This window comes from Klebsiella sp. K47 (assembly GCF_051858335.1).
Taxonomy (GTDB): domain Bacteria; phylum Pseudomonadota; class Gammaproteobacteria; order Enterobacterales; family Enterobacteriaceae; genus Klebsiella; species Klebsiella pneumoniae.
Genome location: NZ_JBPYUI010000020.1, coordinates 21,262 through 36,698 on the forward strand (window position 1 = coordinate 21,262; position 15,437 = coordinate 36,698).

General features: G+C 58.4%; 12 protein-coding genes. 11 read left to right on the forward strand and 1 reads right to left on the reverse strand.

The genetic code is table 11. The features are described from left to right. Positions 1-33: 33 nt before the first annotated feature. The 8 genes from asd (at position 34) to RRF55_RS18690 (ending at position 11,633) form a co-directional block, all read left to right on the forward strand. Positions 34-1,140 (forward strand): aspartate-semialdehyde dehydrogenase, encoded by a 1,107-nt coding sequence (gene asd, locus RRF55_RS18655; protein ID WP_002920570.1) that lies wholly within the window; start codon positions 34-36, stop codon positions 1,138-1,140. Between the two features lie 237 nt (positions 1,141-1,377). After that, complete coding sequence (gene glgB / locus RRF55_RS18660) at positions 1,378-3,564, forward strand: 1,4-alpha-glucan branching enzyme (RefSeq protein ID WP_004150069.1); 2,187 nt, start codon at positions 1,378-1,380, stop codon at positions 3,562-3,564. Continuing rightward, a complete protein-coding gene (glgX, locus tag RRF55_RS18665) occupies positions 3,561-5,537 on the forward strand; it encodes a glycogen debranching protein GlgX (RefSeq protein WP_083565609.1) in 1,977 nt (658 codons plus the stop codon). The genes glgB and glgX overlap by 4 nt, the downstream gene beginning before the upstream one ends. Positions 5,538-5,617: 80 nt before the next feature. After that, complete coding sequence (glgC, locus tag RRF55_RS18670) at positions 5,618-6,913, forward strand: glucose-1-phosphate adenylyltransferase (protein ID WP_002920566.1); 1,296 nt, start codon at positions 5,618-5,620, stop codon at positions 6,911-6,913. Next, on the forward strand, positions 6,913-8,346 hold the full coding sequence (glgA, locus tag RRF55_RS18675) for a glycogen synthase GlgA (protein WP_130974867.1): 1,434 nt from the start codon (positions 6,913-6,915) through the stop codon (positions 8,344-8,346). The genes glgC and glgA overlap by 1 nt, the downstream gene beginning before the upstream one ends. Positions 8,347-8,363: 17 nt before the next feature. Then, a complete protein-coding gene (gene glgP, locus RRF55_RS18680) occupies positions 8,364-10,811 on the forward strand; it encodes a glycogen phosphorylase (protein WP_021312822.1) in 2,448 nt (815 codons plus the stop codon). Between the two features lie 175 nt (positions 10,812-10,986). After that, positions 10,987-11,334 carry a type II toxin-antitoxin system RelE/ParE family toxin gene (locus RRF55_RS18685; protein WP_016529833.1) on the forward strand — a complete coding sequence of 116 codons (348 nt, stop codon included), beginning with the start codon at positions 10,987-10,989 and terminating at the stop codon, positions 11,332-11,334. Continuing rightward, positions 11,334-11,633: a helix-turn-helix domain-containing protein gene (locus tag RRF55_RS18690; RefSeq protein WP_002920557.1), complete on the forward strand. Its 300-nt coding sequence runs from the start codon at positions 11,334-11,336 to the stop codon at positions 11,631-11,633. The genes RRF55_RS18685 and RRF55_RS18690 overlap by 1 nt, the downstream gene beginning before the upstream one ends. A 62-nt stretch (positions 11,634-11,695) precedes the next feature. Here RRF55_RS18690 and glpD read toward each other — a convergent pair whose 3' ends face one another. After that, positions 11,696-13,204 carry a glycerol-3-phosphate dehydrogenase gene (gene glpD / locus RRF55_RS18695; RefSeq protein ID WP_002920554.1) on the reverse strand — a complete coding sequence of 503 codons (1,509 nt, stop codon included), beginning with the start codon at positions 13,202-13,204 and terminating at the stop codon, positions 11,696-11,698. 204 nt (positions 13,205-13,408) lie between these two features. Between glpD and glpE the strand changes: the two genes are divergently transcribed. Genes glpE through RRF55_RS18710 form a run of 3 tightly spaced genes read left to right on the forward strand, consistent with a single transcriptional unit; the run spans position 13,409 to position 15,427 of the window. Next, positions 13,409-13,738: a thiosulfate sulfurtransferase GlpE gene (gene glpE / locus RRF55_RS18700; RefSeq protein WP_002920552.1), complete on the forward strand. Its 330-nt coding sequence runs from the start codon at positions 13,409-13,411 to the stop codon at positions 13,736-13,738. Between the two features lie 50 nt (positions 13,739-13,788). After that, positions 13,789-14,619 carry a rhomboid family intramembrane serine protease GlpG gene (glpG, locus tag RRF55_RS18705; protein ID WP_004151408.1) on the forward strand — a complete coding sequence of 277 codons (831 nt, stop codon included), beginning with the start codon at positions 13,789-13,791 and terminating at the stop codon, positions 14,617-14,619. A 49-nt stretch (positions 14,620-14,668) separates the two neighbouring features. Continuing rightward, positions 14,669-15,427, forward strand: coding sequence for a DeoR/GlpR family transcriptional regulator (locus tag RRF55_RS18710; protein WP_002920548.1), 759 nt, complete (start codon positions 14,669-14,671; stop codon positions 15,425-15,427). Positions 15,428-15,437: the final 10 nt, after the last annotated feature.

Genomic DNA, 15,437 nt, shown 5'->3' on the forward strand with positions numbered 1-15,437 from the left:
GCACAAACAGCACACACCTCGCAGGAATACGTTATGAAAAATGTTGGTTTTATCGGCTGGCGCGGAATGGTCGGCTCTGTCCTCATGCAACGCATGGTTGAAGAGCGCGATTTCGACGCCATTCGCCCGGTGTTCTTCTCTACCTCCCAGCTGGGACAGCCAGCGCCGTCATTCGGCGGTAGCACCGGTGGCACGCTGCAGGATGCGTTCGATCTGGACGCTCTGAAGGCGCTGGACATTATTGTCACGTGCCAGGGCGGCGATTACACCAACGAGATTTACCCGAAGCTGCGCGCAAGCGGCTGGCAGGGTTACTGGATTGACGCGGCTTCTTCGCTGCGCATGAAGGACGATGCGATCATTATCCTCGACCCGGTTAACCAGGATGTGATCACCGCCGGCCTGAACAACGGCGTGAAAACCTTTGTCGGCGGCAACTGCACCGTCAGCCTGATGCTGATGTCCCTCGGCGGCCTGTTTGCTCAGGATCTGGTGGAGTGGGTCAGCGTGGCGACGTACCAGGCGGCTTCCGGCGGCGGCGCGCGTCATATGCGCGAGCTGCTGAGCCAGATGGGGCAGCTGCATAATCATGTGGCCGCGGAGCTGGCGGACCCGGCTTCCGCCATCCTGGATATTGAGCGCAAAGTGACGTCGCTGACCCGCAGCGGCGAGCTGCCGGTCGATAACTTTGGCGTACCGCTGGCGGGCAGCCTGATCCCGTGGATCGACAAACAGCTGGATAACGGTCAGAGCCGCGAAGAGTGGAAAGGCCAGGCGGAGACCAACAAGATCCTCGCCACCTCGTCCGTTATCCCGGTAGACGGCCTCTGCGTTCGCGTTGGCGCGCTGCGCTGCCACAGCCAGGCGTTTACCATCAAGCTGAAGAAAGATGTTTCTATCCCGACCGTTGAGGAGCTGCTGGCCGCGCACAACCCGTGGGCCAAAGTGGTACCGAACGATCGTGAGATTACCATGCGCGAGCTGACCCCAGCCGCGGTGACGGGCACCCTGACCACCCCGGTAGGACGCCTGCGTAAACTGAATATGGGGCCGGAGTATCTATCGGCCTTTACCGTTGGCGACCAGCTGCTGTGGGGCGCCGCGGAGCCGCTGCGCCGGATGCTTCGCCAGCTGGCGTAAGCCCAGGATGAACAGAAAGGGGGTCTTCAAGCCCCCTTTTTTTTTGCGTAATACAAGGAGTAAACGCGGATGTTAGATTTTTCCCCACGGAGGTAACTCAGCCTTGGCTATGCTTTAAGTAAGGAATTCCTTACCTGAAGGTGGGACGGAGCAGGAGGATGCTGAGAGCACTGCGCCGTTCAGGTCAAAAAAGTCGCCAGTTACAGGAATGAGCGACACTTACAACAGGATGAAAGCATGTCTAATCATATTGATAGAGACGTGATTAATGCGCTAATCGCCGGTCATTTCGCGGATCCCTTTTCCGTGCTCGGCATGCACCGTACTGACGCCGGGCTGGAAGTGCGCGCATTATTACCCGATGCCACCGACGTGTGGGTTATTGAACCGAAAACCGGACGCAAAGTCGGCAAGCTCGAATGTCTCGACTCGCGTGGTTTCTTCAGCGGCGTCCTGCCGCGGCGTAAAAATGCTTTTCGCTATCAGCTGGCCGTCACCTGGCACGGGCAGCAGAATCTGATCGATGACCCTTATCGCTTTGGTCCGCTGTTACAGGACCTTGACGTCTGGCTGCTGTCGGAAGGGACCCACCTGCGCCCTTACGAAACGCTGGGCGCGCACGCTGCCACCATGGACGGCGTCACCGGTACCCGTTTCTCGGTGTGGGCGCCGAACGCCCGCCGCGTATCGGTGGTGGGGCAGTTTAACTACTGGGATGGCCGTCGCCACCCGATGCGATTCCGCAAAGAGTCCGGGATCTGGGAGCTGTTCGTTCCCGGCGCGCACAATGGCCAGCTGTATAAATTCGAACTGATTGACGCCCACGGCAATCTGCGGGTCAAAGCCGACCCTTACGCCTTTGAGTCGCAAATGCGTCCGGAAAGCGCCTCGCTTATCTGCGATCTGCCGCCCAAAGTGGAACAGCCAGCGGACCGCAGAGCGGCGAACCAGTTTGATGCCCCGATCTCTATCTATGAAGTGCATCTCGGCTCCTGGCGCCGTCATACCGATAATAATTTCTGGCTGAGCTACCGCGAGCTGGCCGACCAGCTGGTGCCCTATGCGAAATGGATGGGCTTCACCCATCTCGAACTATTGCCGGTTAACGAGCACCCGTTCGACGGCAGCTGGGGCTATCAACCCACCGGGCTCTATGCGCCGACCCGCCGCTTCGGCACCCGCGACGATTTCCGTTACTTTATCAATGCCGCGCACGCCGCCGGGCTGAACGTCATTCTTGACTGGGTGCCCGGCCACTTCCCGGCGGATGATTTTGCCCTTGCCTCGTTTGACGGCACTTCGCTGTATGAGCACAGCGATCCGCGCGAGGGGTATCACCAGGACTGGAATACCCTGATCTACAACTACGGACGTCGGGAAGTCAGCAACTACCTGGTGGGTAACGCGCTGTACTGGATCGAACGCTTCGGCATCGATGCGCTGCGGGTCGACGCGGTGGCCTCGATGATCTATCGCGATTATAGCCGCAAGGCGGGAGAGTGGATCCCCAACGAATACGGCGGTCGGGAGAATCTGGAAGCCATTGAGTTTCTGCGCAACACCAACCGCATCCTTGGCGAACAGACTCCGGGCGCGGTCACCATGGCGGAAGAGTCCACCGATTTTGCCGGGGTGACCCGTCCGCCAGCCGGCGGCGGCCTCGGTTTCTGGTTCAAATGGAACCTCGGCTGGATGCACGACACCCTGGATTACATGAAGCTCGATCCGGTGCATCGCCGCTACCATCACGACAAAATGACCTTCGGCATGCTCTACAACTACACCGAGAATTTTGTGCTGCCGCTCTCCCACGATGAAGTGGTGCACGGCAAAAAATCGATTCTCGACCGCATGCCGGGCGATGCCTGGCAGAAGTTCGCCAACCTGCGCGCCTACTACGGCTGGCTGTTCGCCTTCCCGGGGAAAAAGCTGCTGTTTATGGGCAATGAGTTCGCTCAGGGCCGCGAGTGGAACCATGACGTTAGCCTCGACTGGCATCTGCTGGAGGGCGGCGACAACTGGCACCACGGCGTCCAGCGGCTGGTGCGCGACCTGAACCATACCTACCGTCATCATAAAGCGCTGCACGAGCTGGATTTTGACCCCTACGGCTTCGAATGGCTGGTGGTCGACGACCATGAGCGCTCGGTGTTTGTCTTTGTACGCCGTGACCGGGCGGGCAACGAGATTATCGTCGCCAGCAACTTCACGCCGGTGCCGCGCCACGACTACCGCTTCGGCATTAACCAGCCGGGCCGCTGGCGCGAGGCGCTAAATACCGACTCCATGCACTATCACGGCAGCAATCAGGGCAATGGCGGCGTGGTGGAAAGCGACGCTATCGCCAGCCATGGCCGCGAACATTCGCTGTCGCTGACCCTGCCCCCGCTGGCGACGATCTGGCTGGTCCGGGAGGCGCAATGACCTCACTCGCGGCAGGCAAACCTGCGCCATTGGGCGCCAGCTATGACGGCAAGGGGGTGAATTTCGCCCTCTTCTCCGCCCATGCGGAGCGGGTGGAGCTGTGCGTATTCGACGAGCAGGGCAACGAGCAACGCTTCGATCTCCCGGCGCGCAGCGGCGACATCTGGCACGGCTGGCTGGCCGCCGCCGGGCCGGGCCTGCGCTACGGCTATCGGGTACATGGTCCCTGGGACCCGGCGCAGGGGCACCGCTTTAACCCGGCCAAGCTGTTGATCGATCCCAGCGCCCACCGGGTCGAGGGCGATCTGCCTGACGATGAGCGCCTGCACGGCGGCATGTGGCAGCCCGATCGCCGCGACAGCGCCGCGGTCGCGCCAAAATCGCAGGTGGTGGATCTGCGCTATGACTGGCGTGGCGATAAACCGCCGCGTACCCCATGGGGGGAAACGGTGATTTATGAAGCGCACGTGAAAGGGCTCACCTTGCTTAATCCGCAGCTACCGGAAGCCATTCGCGGAACCTATAAAGCGCTGGGCCACCCGGCGATGATCGCTTACTTCAAATCGCTGGGCATCAGCGCCCTTGAGCTGTTGCCGGTGGCGCTGTTCGCCAGCGAGCCGCGACTGCAGCGGATGGGGTTAAGCAACTACTGGGGCTACAACCCGTTGGCGTGGTTCGCGCTGGATCCGCGCTACGCCAGCGACCCGGATCGCGCCCTGGATGAGTTTCGCGATGCGGTTAAGGCGCTGCACGCCGCCGGTATCGAAGTGATTCTGGATATCGTGCTCAACCATAGTGCGGAAATCGATCTCGAAGGGCCCACCGTCTCCCTGCGCGGAATCGACAACCGTAGCTATTATTGGGTAAGGGAGGATGGCGATTATCACAACTGGACCGGGTGCGGTAATACGCTCAATCTTAGCCACCCCGGCGTGGTGGAGTGGGCGCGCCAGTGTTTGCGCTTTTGGGTGGATGAGTGCCATGTCGACGGCTTTCGCTTCGACCTCGCCTCAGTGATGGGGCGGACGCCGGAATTCCGCCAGGATGCGCCGCTGTTCGAGGCTATCCGCCGCGACAGCGTGCTGTCGCAGGTGAAACTGATTGCGGAACCCTGGGATATCGGCCCGGGCGGCTATCAGGTGGGTAATTTCCCACCGCTGTTCGCTGAATGGAATGACCATTTTCGCGATAGCGCCCGACGCTTCTGGTTACAGCAAAATGTCTCCCTGGGGGATTTTGCCCAACGTTTCGCGGCCTCCAGCGATCTCTTTGCCCGCGATGGCAAGCCGCCATCGGCGACGGTCAACCTGGTGACGGCCCACGATGGCTTCACGCTGCGCGACTGCGTTTGTTTCAATCAGAAACACAATGAGGCAAACGGGGAGGAGAATCGCGATGGGACTAACAATAACTACAGCAACAATCATGGTATAGAAGGATTAGAAGCGAATTTTGCGGTGATTGAACGGCGGCGCGCCAGCGCGCATGCGCTGCTGACGACGCTGCTGCTGGCTCAGGGGACGCCAATGCTGCTGGCGGGCGATGAACAGGGCCACAGCCAGCACGGTAACAATAATGCTTACTGCCAGGACAACGCCCTGACGTGGCTGGACTGGCGCCAGGCGAACCCGGGATTAACCGCCTTTACCGCGGCACTGATCCACCTGCGGCGCCGTATTCCGGCGCTCACCCGCAACCGCTGGTGGCAGGAGGGGGATGGCAACGTCCGCTGGCTTAATCGCAACGCCCAGCCCCTGACTGCCGCGGAGTGGCAGCAGGGGGCCGCGTGTATGCAGATCCAGTTGTCGGATCGCTGGCTGCTCACGCTGAACGCCACCGCAGAGGTGGTGGATATGGTTTTACCCGAGGGGGAATGGCGCGCCGTTCCTCCATTCGCCGGAGAGGATAATCCGGTCATCATGGCTGTCTGGCATGGGCCCGCGCACGGAGTGTGCGTATTTCAAAGGTCGTAAGCCCTGAAGCTTTCGGTTGGACCCGTGGCGGCGGCGCGGCGGGATGAGCTGGAAAGCGGGGGTGTAAAAAGGAGTTAATCATGGTTAGGCTTGAAAAAAACGATCCGCTGATGCTGGCGCGTCAATTACCCATCAAATCCGTGGCGTTGATCCTCGCGGGCGGGCGTGGCACCCGGCTGAAGGATCTCACCATTAAGCGTGCGAAACCTGCCGTTCACTTTGGCGGCAAGTTCCGTATTATCGATTTCGCATTATCTAACTGCATTAACTCAGGGATCCGCCGCATCGGCGTTATTACCCAGTATCAGTCGCACACGCTGGTGCAGCACATCCAGCGCGGCTGGTCGTTCTTCAGCGAAGAGATGAACGAGTTTGTCGATCTGCTGCCGGCTCAGCAGCGCGTGCATGGCGAAAATTGGTATCGCGGCACGGCGGATGCGGTGACGCAGAACCTGGATATCATCAGCCGCTACAAGGCCGAGTACGTGGTGATCCTCGCGGGCGACCATATTTATAAGCAGGACTACTCGCGCATGCTGATCGACCATGTCGAAAAAGGGGCGCGTTGCACCGTGGCCTGCATGCCGGTGCCCATTGAAGAGGCATCCGCCTTCGGCGTCATGGCGGTCGACGAAAACGAAAAAATCATTGAGTTTGTCGAGAAACCCGCCAACCCGCCGGCGATGCCGACCGACCCGACCAAATCGCTGGCCAGCATGGGCATTTATGTCTTTGACGCCGCCTATCTTTATGAGCTGCTGGAAGAAGACGATCGCAACGAGAACTCCAGCCACGATTTCGGCAAAGACATCATTCCGAAGATCACCGAAGCTGGCATGGCTTATGCACATCCTTTCCCGCTCTCCTGCGTGCAGTCCGACCCGAACGCCGAACCCTACTGGCGCGACGTGGGGACGCTGGAAGCCTACTGGAAGGCTAACCTCGATCTGGCGTCAGTAACGCCGGAGCTGGATATGTACGACCAGAACTGGCCGATCCGCACCCATATGGAATCGCTGCCGCCGGCGAAGTTCGTGCAGGACCGCTCCGGTAGCCACGGCATGACCTTGAACTCGCTGGTTTCCGGGGGGTGCATTATCTCCGGGTCGGTGGTGGTGCAGTCGGTGCTGTTCCCGCGCGTGCGGGTGAATTCGTTCTGTAACATTGATTCGGCAGTCTTGTTGCCAGATGTCTGGGTGGGGCGCTCATGCCGCCTGCGTCGCTGCGTGATTGACCGCGCCTGTGTTATCCCGGAAGGAATGGTGATTGGTGAGAATGCGGAAGAGGATGCACGCCGCTTCTATCGCTCAGAGGAAGGTATCGTGCTGGTGACCCGCGACATGCTGCGGAAATTAGGGCACAAACAGGAGCGCTAATGCAGGTCTTACATGTATGTTCTGAGATGTTCCCGCTGTTAAAGACGGGCGGTCTGGCGGACGTCATCGGCGCACTGCCGGCGGCGCAAATCGCGGAGGGTATCGATACGCGCGTGCTGTTGCCGGCGTTTCCCGATATCCGTCGCGGCGTGGTGGATGCCCAGGTGGTGACCCGCCGGGATACCTTCGCCGGGCGGATCACGCTGCTGTACGGCCACTTTAACGGCGTGGGGATCTACCTGATAGACGCCCCGCATCTCTATGACCGTCCGGGGAGCCCTTACCACGATACCAACCAGCACGCTTATCCCGACAACGTCCTGCGCTTTGCGCTGCTGGGCTGGGTGGGAAGTGAAATGGCCAGCGGACTGGATCCGTTCTGGCGCCCGGATGTGGTGCATGCCCATGACTGGCACGCCGGCCTGACGCCGGCCTACCTGGCGGCGCGCGGACGCCCGGCTAAATCGGTGTTTACCGTGCACAACCTGGCGTACCAGGGGATGTTTTACTCCTGGCATATGAATGACATTGAGCTGCCGTGGTCGTTCTATAACATGCATGGCCTCGAGTTTAACGGGCAGATCTCGTTTCTCAAGGCCGGCCTCTACTACGCCGACCATATTACGGCGGTGAGCCCGACCTACGCGCGCGAGATCACCGAGCCGCATTACGCCTACGGCATGGAGGGGCTGCTGCGCCAGCGCCATCATGAAGGTCGGCTGTCGGGAATTCTCAACGGTGTTGACGACGGTATCTGGAGCCCGCAAAACGATCTGCTGCTGCCGATGCGCTACGATCGCGACACGCTGGAGGAGAAGGCGGAGAACAAGCGTCAGCTGCAGATTGCCATGGGCCTGAAGGTCGATGATAAAGCGCCGTTGTTTGCCGTCGTCAGCCGTCTTACCAGCCAGAAAGGGCTGGACCTGGTGCTTGAAGCGCTGCCGGGTCTGCTTGAGCAGGGCGGCCAGCTGGCGCTACTGGGCGCCGGCGATCCGGTGCTGCAGGAAGGTTTCCTCGCCGCCGCCGCCGAACACCCGGGCAAAGTGGGTGTGCAGATTGGCTACCATGAGGCCTTCTCCCACCGCATTATGGGCGGCGCCGACGTCATTCTGGTCCCGAGCCGCTTTGAACCCTGCGGCCTGACCCAGCTGTATGGTCTGAAGTACGGGACGCTGCCGCTGGTGCGCCGCACCGGCGGTCTGGCGGACACCGTCGCTGACAGTTCGCTGGAGAATCTGGCCGATGGTCTGGCGACAGGGTTTGTCTTTGAGGACAGCAATGCGCTGTCATTGCTGCGCGCTATCCGTCGCGCCTTTGTCCTCTGGTCGCGCCCGTCGCTCTGGCGCTACGTGCAGCGTCAGGCGATGAATATGGATTTTAGCTGGCAGGTTGCCGCGAACTCCTATCGCGAACTTTATCAACGCTTGATGTAACCACTGGAGTCATTGTTATGAATGTACCCTTTAGCTATGCATCACCGACGCTGAGCGTTGAGGCGTTAAAGCATTCTATTGCCTATAAACTGATGTTTATCATCGGTAAAGATCCGGCCATCGCCAACAAGCATGAATGGCTTAACGCCACGCTGTTTGCCGTTCGCGATCGCATGGTGGAGCGCTGGCTGCGCTCCAACCGCGCGCAGCTCTCCCAGGAAGTGCGCCAGGTGTACTATCTGTCGATGGAGTTTCTGATCGGCCGCACCCTCTCGAATGCGCTGCTGTCGCTGGGCATTTATGACGATGTGAGCAGCGCGCTGGCGGAGATGGGGCTCGATCTCGAAGAGCTGATCGATGAAGAGAATGACCCCGGGCTTGGCAACGGCGGTCTGGGCCGCCTGGCGGCTTGCTTCCTTGACTCCCTGGCGGCGCTGGGTCTGCCGGGACGCGGTTACGGCATCCGCTACGACTACGGGATGTTTAAACAGAATATTGTCGATGGCCGGCAAAAAGAGTCTCCTGACTACTGGCTGGAGTACGGTAACCCGTGGGAGTTTGAGCGCCACAACACCCGCTATAAAGTGCGCTTCGGCGGCCGCATTCAGCAGGAAGGAAAGAAAACCCGCTGGATTGAGACGGAGGAGATCATTGCGGAAGCCTACGACCAGATCATCCCCGGCTTTGACACCGACGCCACCAACACGCTGCGTCTGTGGAGCGCGCAGGCCAGCAGCGAAATTAACCTCGGTAAATTCAACCAGGGCGACTACTTCGCCGCGGTAGAGGATAAAAACCACTCCGAAAACGTCTCCCGCGTGCTCTATCCGGACGACTCGACCTACTCCGGCCGCGAGCTGCGCCTGCGCCAGGAGTATTTCCTCGTGTCGGCCACGGTGCAGGATATCCTGAGTCGCCATTACATGTTGCATAAGACCTATGACAACCTGGCGGGCAAGATTGCCATTCACCTGAATGACACCCACCCGGTGCTGTCGATACCGGAGCTGATGCGTCTGCTTATCGACGAACATAAGTTCAGCTGGGACGAGGCGTTCGAGGTGACCTGCCAGGTCTTCTCCTATACCAACCACACCCTGATGAGCGAAGCGCTCGAGACCTGGCCGGTGGATATGCTGGGTAAAATTCTGCCGCGCCATCTGCAGATTATCTTCGAGATTAACGACTATTTCCTCAAGACCTTGCAGGAGCAGTATCCGAACGATACCGACCTCCTCAGCCGCACCTCGATTATCGACGAGTCTAACGGCCGCCGTGTGCGGATGGCCTGGCTGGCGGTAGTGGTCAGCCACAAGGTCAACGGGGTGTCCGAGCTGCATTCCCGACTGATGGTGGAGTCACTGTTTGCCGAATTCGCCAAAATCTTCCCAATGCGCTTTATCAACGTGACCAACGGTGTGACGCCGCGCCGCTGGCTGGCGCTGGCCAACCCGCCGCTGTCGAAAGTGCTGGATGAGCATATCGGCCGCACCTGGCGGACCGATCTGAGTCAGCTTGATGAGCTGAAACAGCATATCGACTACCCGATGGTCAATCAGGCGGTGCGTCAGGCCAAGTTTGAGAACAAACAGCGGCTGGCCAGCTATATTGCTCAACAGCTCAATGTGGTGGTCAATCCGAAGGCGCTGTTTGATGTGCAGATCAAACGTATCCATGAATACAAACGGCAGCTAATGAATGTGCTGCACGTCATCACCCGCTATAACCGGATCAAGGCCGATCCGCAGGCCGAGTGGGTGCCGCGGGTGAATATTTTCGCCGGTAAGGCGGCCTCGGCCTACTATATGGCCAAGCACATTATTCACCTGATCAACGATGTGGCGGCGGTGATCAATAACGATCCGCAGATTGGCGACAAGCTGAAGGTCGTCTTTATCCCCAACTACAGCGTTAGCCTGGCGCAGCTGATCATTCCGGCGGCAGACCTGTCGGAACAGATCTCCCTCGCAGGCACTGAAGCTTCCGGCACCAGTAATATGAAGTTTGCCCTTAACGGCGCGCTGACTATCGGCACCCTTGATGGGGCAAACGTGGAGATGCAGGAGCACGTGGGCGAAGAGAATATCTTTATCTTCGGCAACACCGCGGAAGAGGTAGAGGAGCTACGTCGCAGCGGCTATAAACCACGCGAATATTACGAGCAGGATGAAGAGCTCCACCAGGCGCTGACGCAGATCGGTACCGGCGTCTTCAGCCCGGCAGAACCGGGGCGCTACCGCGACCTGCTGGATTCGCTGATTAACTTTGGCGACCACTACCAGGTTCTGGCGGACTATCGTAGCTATGTGGACTGCCAGGATCGCGTCGACGAGCTGTATCAAAACCCGGAAGAGTGGGCCTATAAGGCGATGTTGAATATTGCCAACATGGGCTACTTCTCTTCTGACCGGACGATCCAGGAGTACGCGAAATATATCTGGCATATCGACCCGGTAAGGCTGTAAGCCAGTCAATGCAACACCACACAACACAACGGGGCCATTTGGCACCGTTGTGTTGTGTGGCGAACGTTTTATTCGGAAAAGTGCCGGGGAGGATTCAGGCTATTGCGGGAATATACTATTGACGTGAATTCGCCAGCAGTACGATAAATGCTCAATAAGTTTACGTTCATAGCCTATGTGGGATGTAGAAACGACGGATACGTTTGATACCTGGTTCGAATTACAAAGTAGAGCTTTAAAAGAGGATATGTTGGCCACGATGCTCATCCTGTCTGAGTTTGCTCCGCAGCTTGGGCGCCCGTATGTTGATACGGTGAAAGATTCAACGTTTCAGAATATGAAAGAACTGCGGGTTCAGCATCATGGGCTCCCCATCCGCGCCTTTTTTGCTTTTGATCCTCTGCGGAAAGCTATCGTTTTATGTGCGGGCGATAAGGATGGCATGAATGAGAAACGTTTTTACAAAGAGATGATTACTCTGGCTGACAGAGAATTCAGCCAACACCTGACTAAGGAGCGATAATGGCCACGCTAAAAGAACTCATGGCGAAACAGAGTCCTGATAGCCAGCAGCGTATTGCAGCGAAAGCGGCAGAGATACGCCAGTCTGTCGCTTTAAACTTGCTTCGAGAAGAGTTGCAAATGTCGCAAACAGAGATGGCTGCGGCTATGGGGGTAAAGCAGCCAACGATCGCTAAAATGGAACAGGCAGATAACGACCCTCGGCTTTCGACCCTAAAACGCTACATTGCGGCATTGGGGGGAGAACTCAGTATAAATGTCACATTGCCGACTGGAAAAAAAGTCTCGTTTAATTTGTGAACAGGTATCCGGGCCAAGCGCAAGCCATAGCCCGGGTATTTCTCTCCTGGCGCCACGCGATGTCAGGACGCTAACGACAGTTCAGACTTTCCCGCATGCTGCGCCAGCCATTCGCTGATGCGCGCCTGCTGCTCGGCAGTCAGCCACATACCCTGTTTGGTTCGACGCCAGATGGCGTCATCCAGGCTGCGCACCCACTCGTGCTCCACCAGATATTTCAGCTCGGCTTCATAAAACTCGTGGCCGAAATCTTCCCCGAGATCGCTCAGGGCGCTGGCTTCCTTCAGGATCCACTCGCTGTTGCTCCCGTAGGTGCGGGCATAATGGCGGGCCAGTGATTCACTGATGAACGGGAAGCGACGGCGCAGTTTTGCCGCGTAGTCGTCGCGGTCGCCGCCGATATCGCCGCCGGGGAGCACCGCGGTTTTGGTCCATGCCGGGCCGATCCCTTTGTAATAGGGGGTCAGTTTTTCCAGTGCATGCTCGGCCAGTTTGCGATAGGTGGTCAGCTTGCCGCCGAAGACGGACAGCAGCGGCGCCTGACCGTTCTCATCGTGAATATCCAGGGTATAGTCGCGGGTAATGGCCTGCGGCGAATCCGACTCGTCGTCGCACAGCGGACGGACGCCGGAGTAGGTCCAGACGATATCGTCCCGGCTGAGGGTCTTTTTAAAGTGCGCGTTATAGACGTTCAGCAGATAGTTGATCTCTTTATCATCAATGGCCACCGCTTTCGGATCGCCCTTATACTCGACGTCCGTCGTGCCGATGATAGAGAACTCATCCATCCACGGAATAACAAACACTATGCGTTTATCTTCGTTCTGCAGAATATAAGCCTGTTTCTGGGTATGCACCCGCGGCACCACGATGTGGCTGCCCTTGATCAGACGGATGCCGTAAGGCGAGCGCAGATGCATCCCTTCGTCGAAGAACTGTTTGACCCATGGGCCGGTGGCATTGACCAGGCCGCGCGCCTTCCAGGTAAACTTCTCACCGCTATCAATATCTTCCGCTTCCACCACCCACAGGCCATTCTCACGTTTCGCCGAGATAGCGCGGGTGCGGGTACGCACTTCGCCGCCTTTGCGGACGACCATCTGCGCGTTGGCCAGCACCAGGCGGGCATCGTCGACCCAGCAGTCGGAATATTCGAAACCGCGCACAATTTCCGGTTTAAGTACCGATTCTGCGCCAAAACGCAACCCGGTGGATCCCGGGAGGCTGGTGCGTTTGCCCAGATGATCGTACATAAACAAGCCGATACGGATCATCCATGCCGGGCGCAGATGCGGGCGATGCGGTAGGCGAAAGCGCATCGGGAAGGCGATATGCGGGGCCATTTTTAACAGCACTTCACGCTCGGCCAGCGCTTCGCTGACCAGACGGAACTCATAGTGTTCGAGGTAGCGTAGCCCGCCGTGGATCAGTTTGGAACTGGCGCTGGAGGTGGCGCAGGCGAGATCGCGCGCTTCCAGCATCAGTACGGATAAACCACGCCCGGCGGCATCTGCCGCGATACCGGCACCGTTGATGCCTCCGCCTATCACAATCAGATCTTTGGTTTCCACGTTCTTACCCTCTCACACTTTCGTTTAAGCTCATAAATGCTCGATATCGCTCACTATAGCAAACAAACGCGCTTTTGGTAACATCAAAAAAACATTTTGAAGTGATGGGTGTAACATATTGGCGTTTCTTTACCGCCTGACGGTACACTACAGGGTAAAATTGGGTCGGCCATCGCCCGTCATGACGAGAAAGAGAAGAGAATCATGGAACAGTTTGAATGCATCAATGTTGAAGAAGCGCACCAGAAACTGCATCAGCAGACGGCGGTACTGGTCGATATCCGCGATCCGCAAAGCTATGCGATGGGTCATACGCCGGGCGCGTTTCATCTGACCAACGATACGCTGGGCGCGTTTATGCGTGACAACGACTTTGACACGGCGGTGATGGTGATGTGCTATCACGGCAACAGCAGCAAGGGCGCCGCGCAATATCTGCTGCAGCAGGGGTTTGATAAGGTCTATAGCGTTGACGGCGGGTTCGACGCCTGGCATCGCCATTTCCCGGCGGAAGTGGCGCGCGGGACGTTTTAACGACTGGCAGGTATACTATCCCCCTTTGTGTGGAATAAGCGATTCGCTGCATGTTAATGATTACCTCTTTTGCCAACCCGCGGGTGGCCCAGGCGTTTGTCGATTATATGGCGACGCAGGGGATTATCCTGACCATCCAGCAGCATACCCAGAGCGACGTCTGGCTGGCTGATGAGAGTCAGGCCGGGCGCGTCAGGGCTGAGCTGGCGCGTTTTCTCGAAAACCCGGCGGACCCGCGCTATCTGGCGGCGAGCTGGCAGTCCGGACAGACCAATAGCGGGTTGCGCTATCAGCGCTTTCCTTTCTTTGCCACGCTGCGGCATAACGCCGGTCCGTTCACCTGGGCGATTCTGCTGATCTGCATCGCGGTGTTCATCCTGCAAAATCTGCTGGGCGATCAGCCGGTGATGATTTGGCTGGCCTGGCCCTACGATCCTTCGCTGCAGTTCGAAGCCTGGCGCTATTTCAGCCATGCTTTCATGCATTTCTCGCTGATGCATATTCTCTTCAACCTGCTATGGTGGTGGTATCTTGGCGGCGCGGTGGAAAAGCGCATCGGCAGCGGCAAGCTGGTGGTGATCACCGTCATCAGCGCTCTGCTGAGCGGCTTCGTGCAGCACCAGTTTAGCGGCCCGTGGTTTGGTGGCTTGTCGGGCGTGGTCTACGCGCTGATGGGCTACGTCTGGCTGCGGGGCGAGCGCGATCCGCAGAGCGGTATTTATCTGCAGCGCGGGTTGATACTCTTCTCTTTAGTATGGTTAATTGCTGGCTGGTTTGATGTTTTCGGCATGGCGATCGCCAACGGCGCGCACGTGGCTGGTCTGGCGACCGGCCTGGCGATGGCGTTTGTTGATACCTTACATGGGCGAAAACGCGCATAAAGACTTACCGACAGGGGTCGGGTAGGCGACATTTTTCCAGGGATATTTCATGAAACAAACACAACGTCATGACGCCATTATCGAGCTGGTAAAAAAACAGGGTTACGTCAGCACGGAAGAGCTGGTTGAGCAGTTCGCGGTAAGCCCGCAGACCATCCGCCGCGACCTGAACGATTTAGCCGAACAGAAAATGATCCTCCGCCATCACGGCGGCGCGGCGCTGCCCTCCAGCTCGGTCAACACCTCCTGGCACGATCGCAAAGCGACCCAGACTGCGGAGAAAGAGCGTATCGCCCGGCGGGTGGCCAGCGAGATCCCGGACGGGGCGACGCTGTTTATTGATATCGGCACCACGCCGGAAGCGGTGGCGCACGCCCTGCTCGATCACAACGATCTGCGGATTGTGACCAATAACCTTAACGTCGCCAACACGCTGATGGTGAAAGAGGACTTCCGCATTATTCTCGCCGGCGGCGAACTGCGTAGCCGGGACGGCGGGATCATCGGGGAAGCGACGCTGGACTTTATCTCGCAGTTCCGCCTCGACTTCGGCATTCTCGGCATCAGCGGCGTAGACAGCGATGGCTCGCTGCTGGAGTTTGATTATCATGAAGTGCGCACCAAGCGGGCGATCATTGAGAATTCACGCCACGTGATGCTGGTGGTGGACCATACCAAGTTTGGCCGTAACGCGATGGTCAACATGGGCAGCATAAGTATGGTCGATGCGGTCTATACCGACGTGCTGCCGCCGGCCGGCGTGCTGAAGGTGATCACTGATAACAACCTTCAGCTGGAGCTGTGCTAAACGGCAACGG